15 protein-coding genes, 1 tRNA gene and 1 pseudogene are annotated in these 18930 nt (G+C 63.7%); 10 read left to right on the plus strand and 7 right to left on the minus strand.

Annotation, left to right across the window (positions count from 1 at the left end; translation table 11 throughout):
- The first annotated feature begins 277 nt into the window (after window positions 1-277).
- Together V1292_RS25110 and mfd are read left to right on the plus strand one after the other, a co-directional pair.
- Complete coding sequence (locus V1292_RS25110) at window positions 278-568, plus strand: FAD assembly factor SdhE (protein WP_334375310.1); 291 nt, start codon at window positions 278-280, stop codon at window positions 566-568.
- A complete protein-coding gene (gene mfd / locus V1292_RS25115) occupies window positions 565-4083 on the plus strand; it encodes a transcription-repair coupling factor (RefSeq protein ID WP_334375311.1) in 3519 nt (1172 codons plus the stop codon). The genes V1292_RS25110 and mfd overlap by 4 nt, the downstream gene beginning before the upstream one ends.
- Window positions 4084-4144: 61 nt before the next feature.
- On the opposite strand, the gene V1292_RS25120 is transcribed toward mfd, so the two are convergent.
- The 3 genes from V1292_RS25120 to V1292_RS25130 all read right to left on the minus strand — a co-directional run bounded on the left by V1292_RS25120 (window position 4145) and on the right by V1292_RS25130 (window position 8848).
- Entirely contained in the window at window positions 4145-5380 is a 1236-nt protein-coding gene (locus tag V1292_RS25120; RefSeq protein ID WP_334375312.1) for a GGDEF domain-containing protein, read from the minus strand.
- A 90-nt stretch (window positions 5381-5470) separates the two neighbouring features.
- Window positions 5471-6976, minus strand: a complete 1506-nt coding sequence (locus V1292_RS25125; RefSeq protein WP_334375313.1) for a class I adenylate-forming enzyme family protein — start codon at window positions 6974-6976, stop codon at window positions 5471-5473.
- 45 nt (window positions 6977-7021) lie between these two features.
- Complete coding sequence (locus V1292_RS25130; protein ID WP_334375314.1) at window positions 7022-8848, minus strand: extracellular solute-binding protein; 1827 nt, start codon at window positions 8846-8848, stop codon at window positions 7022-7024.
- Between the two features lie 261 nt (window positions 8849-9109).
- On the opposite strand from V1292_RS25130, the gene V1292_RS25135 reads away from it, so the two are divergent.
- Window positions 9110-9925 carry an invasion associated locus B family protein gene (locus tag V1292_RS25135; RefSeq protein WP_334375315.1) on the plus strand — a complete coding sequence of 272 codons (816 nt, stop codon included), beginning with the start codon at window positions 9110-9112 and terminating at the stop codon, window positions 9923-9925.
- A gap of 69 nt (window positions 9926-9994) precedes the next feature.
- Here the strand turns inward: V1292_RS25135 and hspQ are convergent, their stop codons facing one another.
- A complete protein-coding gene (gene hspQ / locus V1292_RS25140) occupies window positions 9995-10327 on the minus strand; it encodes a heat shock protein HspQ (protein ID WP_028346018.1) in 333 nt (110 codons plus the stop codon).
- Between the two features lie 124 nt (window positions 10328-10451).
- On the opposite strand from hspQ, the gene V1292_RS25145 reads away from it, so the two are divergent.
- Window positions 10452-11405 (plus strand): AEC family transporter, encoded by a 954-nt coding sequence (locus tag V1292_RS25145; RefSeq protein WP_334377158.1) that lies wholly within the window; start codon window positions 10452-10454, stop codon window positions 11403-11405.
- Between the two features lie 88 nt (window positions 11406-11493).
- Here V1292_RS25145 and V1292_RS25150 read toward each other — a convergent pair whose 3' ends face one another.
- Window positions 11494-12684: a UbiH/UbiF family hydroxylase gene (locus V1292_RS25150; protein WP_334375316.1), complete on the minus strand. Its 1191-nt coding sequence runs from the start codon at window positions 12682-12684 to the stop codon at window positions 11494-11496.
- 135 nt (window positions 12685-12819) lie between these two features.
- Here V1292_RS25150 and pcsA point away from each other — a divergent pair, with 135 nt between their 5' ends.
- From pcsA to V1292_RS25165, 3 genes are all read left to right on the plus strand, one after another.
- Window positions 12820-13554 carry a phosphatidylcholine synthase gene (gene pcsA / locus V1292_RS25155; RefSeq protein ID WP_334375317.1) on the plus strand — a complete coding sequence of 245 codons (735 nt, stop codon included), beginning with the start codon at window positions 12820-12822 and terminating at the stop codon, window positions 13552-13554.
- Complete coding sequence (locus tag V1292_RS25160; protein ID WP_334375318.1) at window positions 13551-14288, plus strand: TerC family protein; 738 nt, start codon at window positions 13551-13553, stop codon at window positions 14286-14288. Before pcsA ends, V1292_RS25160 begins: the two co-directional genes overlap by 4 nt.
- A gap of 67 nt (window positions 14289-14355) precedes the next feature.
- Window positions 14356-15330 carry a quinone oxidoreductase family protein gene (locus V1292_RS25165; protein WP_334375319.1) on the plus strand — a complete coding sequence of 325 codons (975 nt, stop codon included), beginning with the start codon at window positions 14356-14358 and terminating at the stop codon, window positions 15328-15330.
- A gap of 297 nt (window positions 15331-15627) precedes the next feature.
- Here V1292_RS25165 and V1292_RS25170 read toward each other — a convergent pair whose 3' ends face one another.
- The gene (locus V1292_RS25170; protein WP_334377159.1) at window positions 15628-16524 is read right to left on the minus strand and encodes a LysR family transcriptional regulator; all 897 of its coding nucleotides are present in this window, start codon (window positions 16522-16524) and stop codon (window positions 15628-15630) included.
- Between the two features lie 132 nt (window positions 16525-16656).
- Between V1292_RS25170 and V1292_RS25175 the strand changes: the two genes are divergently transcribed.
- The 3 genes and pseudogenes from V1292_RS25175 to V1292_RS25185 form a co-directional block, all read left to right on the plus strand.
- Window positions 16657-17637, plus strand: a complete 981-nt coding sequence (locus V1292_RS25175) for a tripartite tricarboxylate transporter substrate-binding protein (protein WP_334375320.1) — start codon at window positions 16657-16659, stop codon at window positions 17635-17637.
- 159 nt (window positions 17638-17796) lie between these two features.
- Window positions 17797-18585, plus strand: a complete 789-nt coding sequence (locus V1292_RS25180; RefSeq protein ID WP_334375321.1) for a class I SAM-dependent methyltransferase — start codon at window positions 17797-17799, stop codon at window positions 18583-18585.
- Window positions 18586-18617: 32 nt separating this feature from the next.
- Window positions 18618-18737, plus strand: a pseudogene (locus V1292_RS25185) (IS5/IS1182 family transposase); the annotation flags it as partial.
- A 14-nt stretch (window positions 18738-18751) separates the two neighbouring features.
- On the opposite strand, the gene V1292_RS25190 reads toward V1292_RS25185, so the two are convergent.
- A tRNA-Arg gene (locus V1292_RS25190) sits at window positions 18752-18827 on the minus strand.
- Between the last annotated feature and the right edge of the window lie 103 nt (window positions 18828-18930).

An 18930-nucleotide genomic window follows, 5' to 3' on the forward strand; every position in this document is an offset into this window, starting at 1 on the left:
CAGGTCTCTCGTCGCACATAGCGCGTCATGCGCGGGCTTGCCGCCTTCGCCAAGGCTTCGGCGGCCGAGCGCGCTCGTGGTCCGGCGAAGCCTTGGCGGAGACGGGACCCGCGCATCCATCACTCTTCAAAAGATGATGGATTGCCGGGTCAAGCCCGGCAATGACACTGTAGTGGTAATTCACGGAACTGTTGGGGCTGACATTCGTCATCTCGACCGCTATATCAACCCAGCCCGGCACGTCCGGGCTTTTGGCGTTCGGATGGGACCAGAGAAAATGACGGGATCGACACGATCGAGCGGTGGCCTCGATGACCGCCGCAAGCGGCTTTTATTTCGCTGCTGGCATCGCGGCACCCGTGAGATGGACCTCATCCTCGGCCGCTTTGCGGATGCCGAGATATCGGGCATGCGCGATCACGAACTGACCGAGTTGGAACGCCTGATCGAGGTGCCCGATCCCGACCTCTATGCCGCGCTGACCGGCGACAAGCCGCTCGATCCGGAATATGCGACCGCGCTGTTCGACCGTATCAAGGCGTTTCGCGCTGTGGATCACGACGCATGAAGACGCCCGTCAAATCGCCCGCCGCGCTGCTGGCGCCCGGCCGCGCCCTGACCTTTGCCAATGTTGCCGAGGGCGCGGAGGGGCTTGTCGTCTCCGACCTCGCGCGTGCTGTCGCAGCCAAGCCGAAACCGCCGGCGATCAGCCTTGCCGTGGTCTGCCGCGATGGTCCGCGCATGCAACAACTGGCGCGGGCGCTGGAATTCTTCGCCCCTGATTTGCCTGTGATGCAGTTTCCGGCCTGGGACTGCCAGCCCTATGACCGGGTGTCGCCGCATGGCGGCATCCTGGCGCAGCGGCTGACGACGCTGGCGCGGCTATCGCGCCTGCAGGGCAGCGACAAACCGCTGATCGTGCTGACGACGGTAAACGCCATCGTGCAGCGCGTGCCCGCGCGCGAGGTGGTAGCGGCGCAGGCGCTGTCGGTCGCGCCCGGCCATGTCGTACCGATGGATTCGATCGTCGCCTGGCTGGAGCACAACGGCTACAACCGCTCCTCGACCGTGCGCGAGCCCGGCGAGTACGCCGTGCGCGGCGGCATCCTCGATCTGTTTCCGGCCGGGCTCGACCAGCCGGTGCGGTTCGACTTCTTCGGCGACTCCCTCGAATCGATCCGCACGTTCGATGCGGAAACCCAGCGCACGCTGCTCGACATGCGCGCTCTCGACCTGGTGCCGATCTCGGAATTCCAGCTTGTCACCGAAACCATCCGCCGCTTTCGCATGGGCTATGTCGCGGCGTTCGGCGCGCCCGAGCGCGACGATCCGCTCTATGAGGCCGTCAGCGAAGGCCGCCGTCATCCTGGCATGGAGCACTGGCTGCCGCTGTTCCAGGAGCGGATGGATACGCTGTTCGATTATCTCGACGGTGCGCCGGTCGCGATCGAACCGCAAGGCGAGGATGCCGCGCGCGAACGCTTCAAGCAGATCGCGGACTACTACGAGGCGCGGCGCGAGGCGCTGGAGCATCCCGGATCGGGTGCGATCTACAAGCCGTTACCTCCGGACCGGCTCTATTTGACGGAAGCGGAGTGGACGACGCGGCTGAGCGACGCCGCGGTGGCGCGGCTGACCCCGTTTGCCGTGCCTGAGGGCACTGGCGATTTGTTCGACGCCGGCGCGCGGCAGGGCCGCAATTTTACGCCCGAGCGCGCCGACACTTCGGTCAACGTGTTCGAATCCGTCGTGGCGCATGTGCTGGCATTGCAGGCGCAGCGCAAGAAGGTGGTGATCGCGCTGTGGAGCGAAGGGTCCCGCGACCGCATGGCGAGCATGCTGCGGGATCACAAGCTCGCCAATATCACCAGCGTCAACACCTGGCGCACCGTGCAGGCGACGCCGCGCAACGAGGCCATGCTGGCGGTAGTCGGCATGGAGAGCGGCTTCGAGACCGATGAATTCGCCGTCATCAGCGAGCAGGACATCCTCGGCGACCGCCTGGTGCGGCAGCGGAAATCGAGCCGCAAACTCGACAATTTCATCTCGGAAGTCACGAGCCTTTCGACCGGCGATCTCGTGGTGCATGTCGAGCACGGCATCGGGCGCTTTGTCGGCTTGCAGACAATCGAGGTGGGCGGCGCGCCGCATGATTGTCTCGAACTGCACTATGCCGCTGAAACAAAGCTGTTCCTGCCGGTCGAGAACATCGAGCTGTTGTCGCGCTACGGCTCCGATCACGCCAATGTCGAACTGGACCGGCTGGGTGGCGGCGGCTGGCAGGCGCGCAAGGCCAAGCTGAAGAACCGGATCCGCGAGATCGCCGGCGAACTGATCAAGATCGCGGCCGAGCGGCAACTGCACGAAGCGCCGAAAATGCCGGTGCAGCCGCATGTCTATGACGAATTCTGTGCGCGCTTCCCCTATGAGGAGACCGAGGATCAGCTTGGCGCCATCACGTCTACGCTGAAAGACCTCGAAACCGGCCGTCCCATGGACCGGCTGATCTGCGGCGACGTCGGCTTCGGCAAGACTGAGGTGGCGTTGCGCGCGGCGTTCGCGGTCGCGCTCGAAGGCAAGCAGGTCGCCGTCGTCGTGCCGACCACGCTGCTCGCCCGCCAGCACAGCAAGAATTTTGCCGAACGCTTCAGAGGTTTTCCAGTCAACGTCGCGCAGGCGTCCCGGCTGATCCCGGCCAAGGAGCTGACGCAGGTCAAGAAGGGGCTGGCCGAAGGCAATGTCGATATCGTGGTCGGCACCCATGCGCTGCTCGGCAAGTCGATCAAGTTCCGCGATCTGGGGCTTCTGATCGTCGACGAGGAGCAGCACTTTGGCGTCAGCCACAAGGAAAAGCTGAAGCAGTTGCGGGCGCAGGTGCATGTCCTGACGCTGAGCGCGACGCCAATCCCGCGGACGCTGCAGCTTGCGCTGACCGGCGTGCGCGATCTTTCGATTATCGCCTCACCCCCGGTCGATCGCCTCGCGGTGCGCACCTTCGTGGCGCCGCACGATCCCCTGATGATCCGCGAAGCGTTGCTGCGCGAACGCTACCGCGGCGGGCAGGCGTTCTATGTGGTGCCGCGGATCGAGGATCTTGCCGGCGTCCAGGACTTCCTCGACAAGAACGTGCCGGAGATGAAGGTCGCGGTTGCGCATGGTCAGATGCCGCCGACCGTGATCGAGGACATCATATCGGCCTTCTATGACGGCAAATACGACATCCTGCTTTCGACCACGATCATCGAATCCGGCCTCGATATTCCGAACGCCAATACGCTGATCGTGCACCGCGCGGATATGTTCGGGCTGGCGCAGCTCTATCAGTTGCGCGGGCGGGTGGGGCGCTCGAAGCTGCGCGCCTACGCGCTGTTCACGCTGCCGGCGCAACAGAAGATCACCGCACAAGCCGAGCGGCGGTTGAAGGTGCTGCAGTCGCTGGAAACGCTGGGCGCGGGCTTCCAGTTGGCCTCGCACGACCTCGACATCCGCGGTGCTGGCAATCTGCTCGGCGAAGAACAGTCCGGCCACATCAAGGAAGTCGGCTTCGAGCTCTATCAATCGATGCTGGAGGAGGCGATCCTCAACCTCAAGGCCGGCGTGGCGGAGCCTGCCGCAGACCGCTGGTCGCCGCAGATCACCATCGGCATGCCGGTGCTGATCCCCGAGGATTACGTCAACGATCTCTCGGTGCGGCTGTCGCTGTACCGGCGGCTCGCCGATCTCGATACCGACGAGGAGATCGACAATTTCGCCGCCGAGATGCGCGACCGTTTCGGCGTACTGCCGGACGAGGTCCGCTATCTCTTTAAGGTTGCGGCCATCAAGGCCTATTGCCGCCGCGCCAATGTCGAGAAAGTCGATGCCGGTCCGAAGGGCGCGGTGATCTCGTTCCGCGACAACAGCTTTGCCCAGCCGGATCGCCTCGTCGCCTTTATCCGTCAGCACGGCCAGGCCGCGAAGGTGCGGCCGGATATGAAGGTGGTATTCCTGCAGCAATGGAAGACGCCGGAAGAGCGGTTGATGGGTACGACCGAGATCTTGCGGCAGCTCGCCAATCTCGCGGAGAGCAAGAAGGCGGCGTAGAGAGGGTTCGGCGCGGCTTTCTCCCCGTCATTGCCAATGACGGGGATAGATTGGTGACCCTCTAAGACGCCGCCCGTTGCGCGTCGTCCTGCAGCCGTGACCGCAGCGATTTCACGGAATCGTTCGGCAGCAGCGTTGCGACCGTCACGGTTGGCTCCGACCGTGCGTCGCGCTGGCCGTGGCTGGTATGGCGCATCACGCTTGACAGCCGCCGCGCGATGGCGTGAGCCGACTTCAGATCGGCCTCGGCAAACACCACGACAACCGAGCCGTCGTCCTGGGCAGCGCCGAAATCCATTTGCCGCATCAGGCGGCTGATGATCCGCGCGCCGTCGAATTGCGCACGGGGGTGTTCGGGATCGAACGCAAAGCGCGCCACCGACAATCCGCCGCCGCGTTGCTGCGTCTGGTAGATGGCGCTGGCAAAGTCGCGCTCGAAGGCTTCCGGGGTGAGCAGACCGGTCCGCGCGTCGATCAGGCCATCGGCGTCGATGGCCTTCAGCGTGCGGCTCAGATGCGCTTCAAAGGCGTGCTGGCGGATCAGCGGCAGCCCAATTGCTGCCACCTGGACAGCGTCGCCGGAGACGATCTCGAGGTTTGGCAAATCATAGCCCGGCGCCAGATCGCCTGCCGTCACGACGACGGGAAGATTGCGGAAGCGGGCGTCCTCGGTCAGCACGGTGAGAAAGGCATCGACCACACGCAGGCTGAATCCCTCACCGAGCACGATGCCGTCGATGTCTCTCACGTTGAGATGCTTCGCAGCCGCCTCGATCGAAAGCGCGCCGACCACGCCGGTGCGCTCGCCAAGCGCGACCGACAGCGCCGGATAGGCACCGCCGCGGCCGATCAGGAGCACGGTAGCGTCGCGCGCAGGATCGATATGCGACAACGCCATTGGCGCTGCCGGCGCCAGCCGGCGCATCACAGTCGCATGCAATGACCGCACGCGCAGCGCGGCACGCAGGCGGGCCGCCAGCCGGTCGGAGCCGCCCTGTTGGGCGTGCGGGATTTGGCTCTGAAAAAAGGGAATGACGTTGTCCGGAACAGGGGTCTGCGGATCGACCGCGATCAGCGGCAGATAGGGCTGTCGCGCTGCGACCCGCACGGCCAACTCCGCCAGTCCGGCTGCATCGGCGCCGGCCAGCACGGCCGCCGGTTGCACCTGCTCGACCGCGCGCGCCGCATCCGCCCACCCGCTCTCGACCACCGGAAACAGTCTCGCGACATCGAGCGCGGCGGCAAAGGACAGCCGTTTCGCGGTCGATACGACGAGGATCGGACCTTGCTGGGACATCTGAGAACTCGGACCAGGCGCGCAATAGGTGCCACGATCCTAGTTTGCGGCGCTTAATGCGGCGTCAACAGGCGCTCGCCATCGGGCCTCTCAGGCGGCGTTGCTCCGATCCCGAAATGCTTCCACCATCAAAGGGTTAAGGCCGAGTTCTGTCAGCGCGTCTCGGGCGCGGGCGTTGTCGAGCGCACGGCCGGCAAGCCGGTGGCCGCTGAGGCGGTCCGGCAGCGCGGTCAGCAGCGCGCCCTGACCGAGCCGGCGCGCCCACTCCTGCAGGTCCTGCGCCAGGAATCGGTAGCCGCCGACGGCCATAACGCCGGACGGCGGCGCGGTGATATTTACCGCGCCGGTGACGCGGTCGAGCCGCGCCGCGTAATCCGTATCCACGTAGTCGCGCGGCGGTGACGCGATCAGGGAATCGCTCGGCGGCGGAGGGGGCGCATAGGCAGCGACCGGCACCATCGGTCCGCGCAATCCCAACGTGCCGCGCGGCGTCAGCAGGATTTCGCCGGCGATCGACGATCCCGGCAGGTCGCGCGGCGCACCGTGGGGGCCCGGCTTGATCAGGGCCGGCGAGCCGTCTTCCGCGATCCGCCGCGCACCGAACAATCCGGCCTCGCCGAACAGATAGACATCCGTCAGCGTCGCCTGTTGCGCGGCCCAGCACGCGCTGGAGCCGATCTGCTCCGGGGTCCGCCACAGGCCGATGACATTGCGCAGGCTCGGCATCCGCGCGCCGAGGTCCAGTTCGTCCAGCCGCAGCGCCAGTTGGGCAGGCGCGATCAGCGTGTCGCAGGCCTGCTCGTTGATCTGCTGTTCCAGAACCTCGTCGTCGAAAGGATGGTGCAACACCAGTGTTCCGCCCGACAGCAGCCAGATCGCCAGCGACGAGGCGAGGCCGGCAAATGACATCGGCGAGAAGGCCGACAGGATGGTTGCGCCCTGCGGCACGTCGCTTTCGAGCGATATGGCAAGGCCGCCCGCAATCAGGCCGAGATGGGCGCGCGGGACCGGCCGGAAGCCGTCCGCGGTGACATCGAAGGAAATCAGCGCCGCCTTGCGGCCGTCCTGGATCACGGCGCGCGTGGTCGGGGATTCCCGGAAGATGGCGTTGTCGAGCGAGGCCATGCCCTCGGGCAGGTCGCCGCCGAAGCCGCAGACATGGCGGATCGAGAACGCTTCGGCAGCAGCGTTCATGGCGATATCCGAGTAGATCACGCCGTCGACCTTGCCCGAGGTCACGATCGCCCGGGCGGCGGTACGGTTGAGCGCTATGGTCAATTCCGACTGCCGCCAGAGCAGCGGCAGCACCGCAACGACGAGGCCGGCGCGGAAGGCGGCAAGCACGGTGACCGCGAATTCGATAGTGTTCGGCAATTGAACCGCGATCACGGAATTGGACGGCAAGCCGGATTCGATGAAGTGCGCGGCCAGCGACGAGATCATGCGGTCGGCCTGCGCGAAGGTAAGACGCTTCGGCGGCTGGCCGGTGATGCGCTGCTTGTTGGGGGGATCGACCAGCGCCAGCGCGTCCGGCTGCCGTGCCAGGTTCCGTTTGAACAACGTATCGAGCGTTGGCGAAGCGGTGGGCTGGGTCACGGCGTTACTTCGGCTCTGTCACGGAGGTTGGATCGCTTGGCGAGTTCACTTCATTTCCGGCTTCTGCCACCAGGTTTCCGGCAGATAGCCCGTCAACGCGGTCGCTGTAGGTTGTTCTATCCGATTCCACCGCGCAATCCATTGCTCCTGCACGTTAAACACTGGAATTGCGTAGAAGCCCGACATCAGGACGCGATCGAGGGCCCGCACCGCGGAGACGAAAGGCGGACGTTCGCGCGCCTCGAGCAGGGCAGCGATCATGGCATCGATGGCGGGCTCCTTGGCCCCCATGTAATTCCGGGTGCCGGGAATGTCGGCGGCCTGGCTGCCCCAGTAGAAGGACTGCTCGTTGCCGGGGGATAGCGACTGGTCCCAGCGGTTCTGCAGCATATCGAACTCGTACCCCAGCCGGCGCTGGTCGAACTGCACGGGATCGACCGCGCGGACGCTGGCCTCGATGCCGGCGCGCTTGAGGTCGCGCTGATATGAAAGCGCAACCCGCTCCTGGTCGCGCGTCGTCACCAGGATTTCGAAGGTGAGCGGCGTCCTCGACGAACGCTGCCGCAGCACGGCCCCATCGAGATCGTAGCCGGCTTCCGACAGCAACCTCAGCGCCTGGCGCAGCGCTGTTCGATCGCGGCCCGATCCGTCGGTGACGGGCAGGCGGTATGTGCCATCGAGAATATCCGGCCGGATCCGTGCGGCGAACGGCTTCAAGAGTTCGCGCTCGTGCTCGTCGGCCGGGCGGGCATAGGCGGATAGTTCGGACCCTGCGAAGAAGCCTGCCGCACGCGCATAGAGTCCGAAAAAATAATTGCGGTTGACCCACTCGAAATCGAACAGCAGCGTCAGGGCCTGCCGGACGCGGATGTCTGAAAACATCGGACGTCGCGTGTTGAACACCAGGAATTCCGAGGGCTGCGGCAACCCGGTCTTGATGGTGTCGCGGATCACTTCGCCGTTGCGGGCGGCCGGAAAATCGTAACCTTCATGCCAGCGCAGCGGCTCGTGCTCGGCGCGAAAGTCATAGAGGCTACGCTTGAATGCCTCGAACTGGCCGTTGGACTCGCGATAGAAGTCGAGCCTGATCTCGTCGAAGTTCCACAATCCCCGATTCACCGGCAGGTCGCGGCCCCAGTAGTCGGGATTGCGGGTCAGCGTGACGCTGGCGCCCGGCTTGACGGCGGTGACGCGATAGGGGCCGGAACCGACCGGTCCGGTCATCGTGGTTTCCTCGAACGTCGCCGGATCGACCGCATGCTTCGGCAAGACGGGCATCAGCCCGAGGATCAGCGGCAGCTCGCGGTCGTTGCCGCCACCGAAGTCGAACCGCACGGTGAGCGGATCGGGCGCTTCGGCCTTTACGACTTTGGAATAATACTGGCGGTGATTGGGGCGACCCTTGTCGCGCAGCAAGGCCCACGAAAACAGGACATCCTCTGCCGTGACCGGTTGGCCGTCGGCAAAGCGCGCCCTCGGGTCGAGGTGGAACGTGACGTAGCTGCGTGCGTCGTCGGTCTCGATGGTTTTGGCCAGCAAGCCATAGAGCGTGAAAGCCTCGTCATTGCCGCGCGCCATCAGGCTCTCGACCACAAAGCCCCTGATCTGCTGAACCGCAAGGCCGCGGACGATCAGGGGGTTGAGGCTGTCGAAGGTTCCGAGGGCGCCCCAGACCAGCCGTCCGCCCTTAGGCGCTTCCGGATTGGCGTAGGGCATATGCGTGAAACCGGCGGGAAGAGCAGGCGCGCCGTGCATCGCCAGCGCGTGGCTTTCGGTCGCCCTGGCTTGGTGGACCGGCGCGAGCGGCGTCACACCTAGCGCGAGGGCAATGCCGGCCAGCACACGCAGGCGGATACGACCGGAGACGGTCATAGGCGGACGGGGATTTGATTCGAAAATGCGCACGGATAAAGCTTTACCATAGGCTTCGGCCTCGGCCTGCGGGGAACGCCAAAGATGCTTGTCGGCATTGATCTTTTCGTCTGCCGCTGTATTGAAGGCGGGCAGTTGATGACCGCGGGAACGCCTGTCACGTAACCGCCTCAATTGCCAACGAGACAGCCGCCCCAGCGCGGCTTGGTGTCGGTGCCTGTAGCGGTTTCGGGCGCTCCGGTTCAGAAAGGGTTTTCCGCAATGAATTTCCGTATCTTCGCCGCGTCGATTCGGCCGCGTGGGCAGGTCTTGGCCCTGTTGGCGGCCTCGGCATTGTCGGCAACGTTGATGGCGTCGGGCGCGCAAGCTCAGCAGCCCGCGCCGGCGCCCGGGGCTCCGAAGGCTGCCCCTGCGCCTGCCGCTCCGAAAGCGCCTCCGAAGGCTGCTCCCAAGGGTCCCGCCGGCGCTCCCGCGGCACAAGCCCCTCCGGCTGGCGCTCCCGGCGCCGCCCCGCCCCAGGAGCAGCAGGTCCAGCTAATCTACGCGCCCTGGACCAAGTTCTGCCTCAAGGGTCAGGAAGCCGGCGCCAAGCAGGTTTGCTTCACCGGCAAGGACGGCCGCATCGAGTCGGGCCAACCCGTCATCGCCGCCGTCATCATCGAGCCGGAAGGCGAGCCCAAGAAGCTCCTGCGCGTGACCTTGCCGCTCGGCATGCAGCTCGTGCACGGAACCCGGATCATCGTTGATAACAATCCGCCGCAGCAGGGCCCCTATGTGATCTGCTTCCAGAACGGCTGCATGTCGGACTACGAAGCAACCCCCGAGCTGATCGCCAACTTGAAGAAGGGCCAGAATCTGGTTGTTCAGGCGATCAATTCCAACGGTGCGCCGCTGACGCTGCCGCTGCCGCTCGCCGGTGAATTCGCCAAGGCCTTTGACGGTCCGCCGACCGATCCGAAGCAGTTCGAGGAAAACCAGAAGAAACTGCAGGAAGAGCTGCAGAAGCGTGCCGAGGAGCAGCGCAAGAAACTGGAGGGCACCCAGCCGGGCGCCACTGCAAATCCGGCGGCGAAGTAACAGCCGCGCCATTCGACAAAGCAAAAGGCGCCCGACCAGGGCGCCTTTTTCGTTGCCGGAAGAAGAATACTAGTTGAGCGAGGGGTTGCGCGGGCGGTAGCCGCCGGACTTGTCCTTCACGAAGATCTCGGCCACCTGCGAGTGCCGGATCGGCTCACCGGAATCGTCCGGCAGCAGATTTTGCTCGGAGACGTAGGCGACGTATTCGGACTCCGAGTTTTCCGCGAGCAGGTGATAGAACGGCTGATCCTTGTCAGGCCGAACCTCTTCGGGGATCGACAACCACCATTCCTCGGTATTGTTGAATTCCGGATCGATATCGAAAATCACGCCCCGGAATGAAAACACCCGGTGGCGGACGATCTGTCCGATCTGAAATTTGGCGGTGCGCGCTTTGATCATGTCCCGTCGAATAGACCATGATTGTGGCCGATGCTAGGGGCAATAGGACGAATTAACCTTTATGCGTGGTGGCCATATCCGGCGCCATCTCCCCAAAATCACTGACGAAAAGACGCTTTACGAGATGGCCGATATCCTCAACCTTGCGCTTCCCTATTTTGGCCTGATCTTCATCGGCTTTGCCTGCGGCAAGGCCAAAGGGCTGCCGGAATCGGGCCTCGCCTGGATGAACTTCTTTCTGCTCTACGTCTCGCTACCTGCCTTGCTATTCCGCATCATGTCGGAGACGCCATTTTCCGAACTGAACAACCCGCCGTTTCTGATCGCAACCACGCTGGCGACCGTGAGCGCCTTCGTGCTTGCCATGGTGGCAGGCCGCATCATCGGCGAACTGTCGCTGCGCAAGGCGACGATGGCGGGCCTTGCCGGCGCTTACGGCAATATCGGCTATATGGGCCCCGGGCTGGCGCTGGCGGTGCTCGGGGCCAAGGCAGCGGCGCCGACCGCGTTGATCTTCTGCTGCGACAGCATTTTCCTGTTCACGATCGTGCCGCTGTTGATGGCGCTGAGCGATCGCAAGCATCCGTCGTTCCTGTACGCCATTGGCGTCGCCGCGCGGCAGATCGTGCTCAATCCGCTGATCATGTCGGCCGCCGCAGGGGCGCTTGTCGCGGCGTTGCACATTCAAGTGCCGGTCGCCGTCGACAGGACCTTGCTATTTCTCCAGAACGCGGCGGCACCGACGGCGCTGTTCGTGCTGGGCGTTACCGTGGCGCTGCGGCCGTTCGATCGCGTGCCCTGGGAAGTGCCCGGCGTGATCGCGATCAAGCTCCTGATCCATCCGCTTATCGTGTTCGGGCTGATGCTGCTGTTCGGTCCGTTCGCGCAGCCCTGGGCCGCGACCGCCGTCCTGATGGCCGCGCTGCCGCCGGCGCTGAACGTGTTCGTGATGGCCCGGCAGAACAACACGTGGATCGAGCCGGCATCGGTGGCCGTCCTGATCGGGACCTTCGCGTCCGTGGTCACGCTGACGAGCGTGATGTGGTTCATCCAGAGCGGACGGCTGGCGTTTCCGTAAGCGTGGCGCGGAGACACAAAATCGCGAAAACAACCCCATGCAAAGTAGAGTGGGGCTAGGTTCGCAGCCCTCACGCTGGCGTCCGGAGCTAGCTCACGCGCTTCCAGGTCGGCGCCAGCCCCTCGCGCATGGCAAGCCGCCGCAGCGGGCCGAACGAGCCGAGGAGGTGCATGCCGGCCGCGCGCAGCGATTGCATGGGCAGGAAATCGCTAAGCAATGAACGGTTGGCGACATCGATCGCGATCAGCCGGCTTGCGACGTCGGCACGTCGCGCGGCTTGATAGCGCGCCAGCACGGCCGGCGACCCCGGATCCTCGCCGAGCGAGATCGCATTGCCGGCGATATCGGCGATATCGGCCGCATCGCGCAATCCCATGTTGAGACCTTGGGCGCCGATCGGCGGCACCACGTGGGCGGATTCGCCGACCAGCGCGACGCGATGGCTGGCGAATTGCTCGGGACGCTCGATCGTCAACGGAAACAGGTTGCGCCCGGCTTCGACCTGGACACGGCCGAGAATGGAGTGCGACTGTCTTTCCGCGGCTTCCGACAATTCCTCATCGCTGAGCGAGATCAGCCGCTCGGCTTCTCTGGTTTCCGAAACCCACACCACGCTGCAGCGGTTGCCGGGCAGGGGCACGAATACGCATGGACCTTGCGCGGTGTGAAACTCGGTGGAGATGCCGTTGTGCGGTCGAGAATGCGAAATGTTGAAGGTCAGCGCCGACTGATGAAGGTCGCGGCGGCTGGTCTTGATGCCGGCCGCCTCGCGGGACGGTGATTGCCGCCCGTCTGCGCCGATCACGAGCCGCGCAGAGAGCTGCTCGCCCTTGCCGGTACGGATGGCGACGATCGCATCCTGCGGGTCGATCGCGGCGGCCTCATCGTCAAATCGAGTCAAATTGGAAAGTTCGGCGGCGCGCTCTTCGAGCGCAACCATCAACGATCGGTTGTCGATGTTGTAGCCGAACTGTTCGAGACCGATCTCGTCCGAGGAAAACCGCACCTCGGGCGCGCGGATCAGCCGGTCGGTGTCGTCGACAAGGCGCATGATCCGCAAGGCGGCAGCCTTGTCCCGGCAGCGCGGCCAGACCTCGAGACGTTCGAGCAACTCAGTGGAAGCCCCCAACAGCGCCGTGGTGCGGTTGTCGGCATAGGGGGCGCGGCGGGCGAGCAGGGCGGTTCTCGCACCGGTAGCGGCCAGCGCGACGGCTGCGGTCAACCCCGCCGGCCCGCCGCCGATCACGGCGGCGTCATAAATTTGAGATGCGTCATTCATATCGAGACAATTGACGCTCGGGCTGGCATTTTCAAGCCATCAACCGGCCGAAATGTTTCCGCTCAATCGCGCGGCGGAACGCCGCAAAGCGCCGATATGCAAATAGCAGCGATTCCTGATAGCACTGCCGAGCCAATGGACCAGACCACAGAGCCAGATTCCGCCCCCGCGACCAGCCGAATGCGGACCGCCGCGTTCGCGGTACACATTTTCACGGCACTGGGCGCGGGCGTCGCGCTGCTGGCGATGCTCGAGGCCGTCCGCGAACATTGGGCCAATATGTTCGGCTGGCTTGGCGTCGCCCTGATCATCGATGCCGTCGACGGGCCGCTGGCGCGAAAGCTGGACGTTGTGCGGCTGCAGCCGAACTGGTCGGGCGACGTGCTCGATCTCGTCGTCGATTTCGTGACCTACGTCTTCGTTCCGGCCTATGCCATCACCGCGAGCGGGATGCTGCTGCCGGTGGCGGCGCCGCTGCTCGGGATCGGCATTATGGTTTCCGGGGCGCTCTATTTCGCGGACCGGCGCATGAAGGCGTCCGACAACCACTTCCGCGGCTTTCCGGCGCTGTGGAACGCGGCGGCGTTTTATTTGTTCTTGCTGCATCTGCCGCCGGCACTCTCCACTCTCGGAATCGCAATCCTGATCGCTCTCACATTCGCCCCGTTTCATGTGCTGCATCCGATCCGGGTGGTGCGGCTACGCTGGCTGACCCTGTGGCTGATGGCCATTGGAGCCGTGCTGGCGATCTATACCCTCATCCGCGATTTCAACGTGGGCACTCCCATCGTCGCCGCACTGTGCGCCATTGCGGCTTACGTCATAGGAAGCGACGCCGTGATCCGGCAAATCAAGTCGTTCAAGGCATGATGGAATTATTGACCAGCCCGGAAGCCTGGGCGGCGCTGTTGACATTGACGGCGCTGGAAATCGTGCTCGGCATCGACAACGTCATTTTCATCTCGGTGCTCGTCTCGCGCATCCCGCCGGCGCAGGCCAAACGCGCGCGTCAAATCGGCTTGCTGCTGGCGCTGGTGTTCCGCATCGTGCTGCTCACCCTGCTGGTGTGGCTGATCGGCCTGACGGAGCCGGTCATCACGGTAAGAAATGTCGAACTGTCCTGGCGGGACATCATCCTGATTGCCGGCGGAGCCTTCCTGATCGCGAAGGCGACGCATGAAATTCATGGCGAGGTCGAGGCGAGCGATGGCGAGGTCGATGCCGAACCCAGGGCCAGCGCATTCTTCTGGGTGATCGTGCAAATTATCATCATCGACATCGTGTTCTCCCTGGACTCGATCATCACCGCGATCGGCATGGCGCAGGATCTGGAGATCATGATCGCCGCCGTCGTGATCGCATGCGTCGTCATGTACGTCTCGTCGGGTCCAGTGGCCCGGTTCGTGGCCAATCACCCGACCACCAAGATGCTGGCATTGGCATTCCTGGTGCTGATCGGCGTGGCGCTGGTGGCGGACGGATTCCAATTCCATATCCCGCGCGGCTACATCTATTTTGCCATGTTGTTCGCGGCCGCGGTCGAAATGTTCAATGTGCTCGCCAGGCGTAACCGCAAGAAGGCCGCCAGGCGGCCGGTCAGTTGACAAGCGGGCGGCGATGGCTTTCGTTGCGCGCTCGGGCGCTTGAGCAAATACCGAGGGAGAGACTGTCATGACCAAGGCCGTGCGTGTGCACAAGGTGGGCGGACCGGAGGCCCTGGTGTATGAGGACGTCGAGGTCCCGGCGCCGGGAGCGGGTGAGGTTCGCATCCGCCAGCATGCCGTCGGGCTGAACTTCATCGACGTCTATTTCCGCACCGGCCTCTACAAGGCACCGGGGCTGCCGTTCATTGCCGGCAATGAGGCCGCCGGCGAGGTTGTGGCCGTCGGCCCAGGCGTTACCAATTTTCATCCCGGCGACCGCGTCGCCTATTATTTCACGCTCGGCGGCTACGCCTCGGAGCGGGTGATCCCGGCCGACAAGCTGGTCAAGCTACCCGACCACATCACCTATGAGCAGGGCGCCGTCCTGATGCTGAAGGGGCTGACGGTCTGGTACCTCCTGCACAAGACCTTCAAGGTCGAACCCGGCCATCGTGTGCTGATCCATGCCGCCGCGGGCGGCATCGGCCTTCTGGCCTGCCAGTGGGCGAAGGCGCTCGGCGCGCATGTGATCGGCACCGTCGGCTCCAAGGCCAAGGCCGACCTCGCGCTCGCCAATGGCTGCGATCACGTCATCCTCTATAACGAGGAGGACTTCGTCGCCCGCGTGAAACAGATCAGCCGCAACGAGCTCTGCGACGTCGTCTATGACGGCGTCGGCAAGACCACCTTCCCGGGCTCGCTGTCGTGCCTGCGGCCCCGCGGCCTGTTCGTCAGTTTTGGCAACGCCTCCGGCCCGGTGCCGCCGTTCCCGCTCGCCGAGCTCAACAATCACGGCTCGCTGTTTGCCACCCGGCCCAAGCTCAACGACTATGTCAGCACCCGCAAGGAGCTGCTCGAAGGCGCCGACACGCTGTTTGCCGCCGTCATCAACGGCAAGCTCCACGTGCCGATCAACCATGCCTACGCGCTGAAGGACGCGGCGAAGGCGCATACCGAGCTGGAGAGCCGGGCGACGACGGGGGCGGCGATTTTGCGGCCGTAACTTTCTCCGCCGTCATTGCGAGCGAAGCGAAGCAATCCACCTCGCCACGCGGGGATAGATTGATTGCTTCGTCGTGGAGCCTGTCACCGGGCGCGCATTCGCGCGACCCGTTGGCTCCTCGCAGTCCATCGGTCTACATTGGGCGCGCACCAGTATCCAATGCTTCGTTCGCGGCCGGGAGTACGGGGCGACTTCCTATTGTCGCAGCGGCAAGCGAGCGTATCCGCCGGGGGGCCGGGAGCCGACGAAATCCGTCGATACTCGGCAGTGATATGCGTGACAGCCAGGACACGACTATCAAGGCACAGGCGCGGGTGGCCTCAAAAACTCGACCAGCCGTTGAGCGTGTGCGGGCAGGGACCTAAAACTTCGCACGCAAATCCTTAGGTGGCGAAGAGCCCAAGTGTCCGTAAGAGGAATGACACGGACAGCCATTGATTGCTGGGATCGCCGAGCTGCTGTTTCGGGCAGGATGGCGAGACCAATGCCCTTTTCTACCATCTGACACATCAAGTCGGACCCGTTGAGGCGGATGCGCAGCTTGAACCGGCGACCGGCACGGAAGGCATGATAGTTCAACAAGTCCTGCATCGGGCTGCCCACGGCAAAGCCGATGAATTCATGGTCGAGAGTTTCGCGGAATGCAATTTTACGATGCCGGCTGAGCGGATGCCGCAGTGGCGTCACCAGGACCAGGCGGATCTCCGCGAACGGAAAACTGTCCAGCTCCGCGCCTGGATCAACGGTCTCCCCGACAATGCCGATATCGCCGCGGCCCGCGGCGATTGCTCGAATAATCTCGCCGCTTCCGTGATGCTCAAGGTCGACGTCGATATTCGGATGGGCAGAGAGAAAGGCCGCCAGGGGTACGGGGAGAAATTCCATCGCGCCGATATTCGACAGCAAGCGCACATGTCCCGTCAGCCCCTTCCCGAAATTGTCCAGGTCACCGCGCATTTGCTCCAGCTGCTGCGAGACAATCCACGCGTGATGCAGCAGCACTGTTCCTGCTGACGTAAGCCGAATCCCCCGGCGGTTCCTTTCCAGGAGCGGAGCGCTGAGCGCATTTTCCATGGCGCGGATACGCTCACTCGCCGACGCCAGTGTCATGTTCGCGCGAGCGGCCCCGTGCGTGATGCTGCCAGCTTCGGCGACGTGCACGAACAGTCGCAGGTCGGTCAGATCGAACCTTATGGGCATCGTTAGGGACGTACCTTCGGCTGCGCCTAAGGCACACTTAGCACATTCCGCATTGTGCGTCTCTTGTCGCACATACAGGGTCGGGGGCCTCAGACATCCTATCTTGGACATCGCAGGACAAGGAGAATGATGATGAAGCCAATTAGCACCGTAAGATCAGGCATAGCCGCGTTGGCGTTTGTTGCCGGTGCTATTCCGGCGGCAGCCGCTTTCCCGGAGCGAGCGATTACTTTGATCGTTCCGTTCGCCGCCGGCGGCCCCGGCGACACGGTCGTACGCCTCATCGGGACGCATATGGCCAGGACGCTGGGCCAACCGATCGTCGTGGAGAATGCTGCTGGGGCTGGCGGCACGAGCGCTATCAGCCGTGCCACGCAAGCAGACGCAGATGGATACACCATCATGTTGGGTAATATGGGAACACATGGTGCAGCGCCAGCGCAGTATCCCAACCTGAAATACGATCCGGCTAAGGACTTTGCTCCCATCGGACTGATGGTTACTACACCGATCGTGATCATCGCCAGGAAGACATTTCCAGCCAACAATCTCCGCGAGTTCGTCGACTACGTGAGAAGGAACCAGAACAAGGTAGTTGAAGCGCATGCCGGCGTCGGCTCAGTTTCTCACACGACATGCACTCTTCTACAATGGATCATAGGGACAAAGACTGCTCGGGTGGCCTACCGCGGCACAGGGCCGACCATCAACGACCTTATTGCGGAACACGTCGATTTTGGCTGTGACCAGATTGTAAACGTTGCGCCGCATATTCAGGCGGGCACGCTCAAGGCGTTCGGTATCGCGACGGCCAAACGTTCGGCGGCCATGAAGGATGTCCCAACGACCAGGGAGGGCGGCCTGCCGGAGTTCGAGGTCTCTGCTTGGATTGCGCTATTTGCTCCAAAGGGTACTCCACAACATGTGGTCGGCAAACTGAACGAGGCGCTTGTCAAAGCCCTCGATGACGAAGGCACACGCGCGCGACTGCTCGATCTTGGCAGCGAGATCCCGGATCGGGCCGGCCGCGCGCCTGACGCCCTGCAGGAGCTGGTCGTTCGTGAAGTCGCCCGTTGGACGCCGGTGCTCAAGACCGCCGGTCAATGAACGAGGGCGTTGACTCATAAGAGCGTAGCCAGAGCCTGATTGACGCAAGCTGTACGAGGGCAAGGTAATTGCAGCCAGCTTATCGTAGCGCGTTGTTGTGTCCGGTTATCGTCGGAGCCGACGTTCGTGAGACGCGCGAATACGCAGCGAGGTGACCCAATGTCCGCGCCGACGATCAAGTTCGATGACGGCGCCGTCTATGAACGGATGATGGGCAAGTGGAGTGGACTGGCCGGACGCGCTTTTATTGATTGGCTCTCGCCCCCGCCCAATTTGCGATGGCTCGACATCGGTTGTGGCAATGGCGCGTTTACACAGTTGCTGGTCGAGCACTGCGCCCCAATGACCGTCGAAGGCGTGGATCCCTCGGAAGGTCAGCTGGCCTTTGCACGAGAGCGGCTGGCGACACCTGTCGCGAAGTTTCGACAGGGCGATGCAATGGCACTGCCATTTGCCGATGGCACCTTCGATGCGGCCGTAATGGCGCTCGTTGTGTTTTTCATTCCGGACCCTGCCAGGGGGGTCGCTGAAATGGCTCGCGTCGTGCGGCCGGGAGGTCTCGCGGCCGCTTATATCTGGGACGTCGTCAGCGGCGGCGGCCCGTCGGAGGCCATCATAATCGAGATGAAAGGCATGGGGTTCACGCCAACGCGGGCCCCGAAAGCGGAAGCCTCGACGCCCGAAGGACTACATGCGCTGTGGACACGGGCGGGTTTCGCCGATATCGAAGCGCGCGTTCTTGGCACGCAACGAACGTTCGACGATTTCGAGGACTATTGGTCCACTACGATCGCGGCGCCCAATCTCGCTCCGATGCTCACAACGATGGCGACAGCCGACGTGACGCAACTCAAGTCTCGGGTTCGTGAGCAGGTGCCTATCGAGGCGAGTGGGCGTATCTCGATCGAGGCGCACGCCAATGCGATCGTCGGCCGTCGGCCCGGATAGGGCTGTCGATCGCTCTTCCGCTCCTCCCCCAGAAGCTGCCAACCTGCCGTCGGGTTGCAACGCGCTACGACAAGCTGGCCGCCAACTACCTCGCCTTCGTGCAACTTGCGTCAATCAGGCTGTGGCTCCGCGCTTATGAGTCCACGCCCTAATTAACCCAGCAAAGTGGTGGTCCCGCGAGGACTCGAACCTCGAACCTTCGCGTCCGCAACGCGGCGCTCTATCCATTGAGCTACGGAACCGTGCCTTCATCGGCTGCGATCTGGCGGCCGTAAGCCCGACGTCATTGCGAGCGAAGCGAAGCAATCTACCTCTCCGCACGGGGATAGATGGATTGCTTCGTCG

It is taken from the genome of Bradyrhizobium sp. AZCC 1719 (assembly GCF_036924525.1).
In the GTDB taxonomy this organism is placed as follows: Bacteria; Pseudomonadota; Alphaproteobacteria; order Rhizobiales; family Xanthobacteraceae; genus Bradyrhizobium.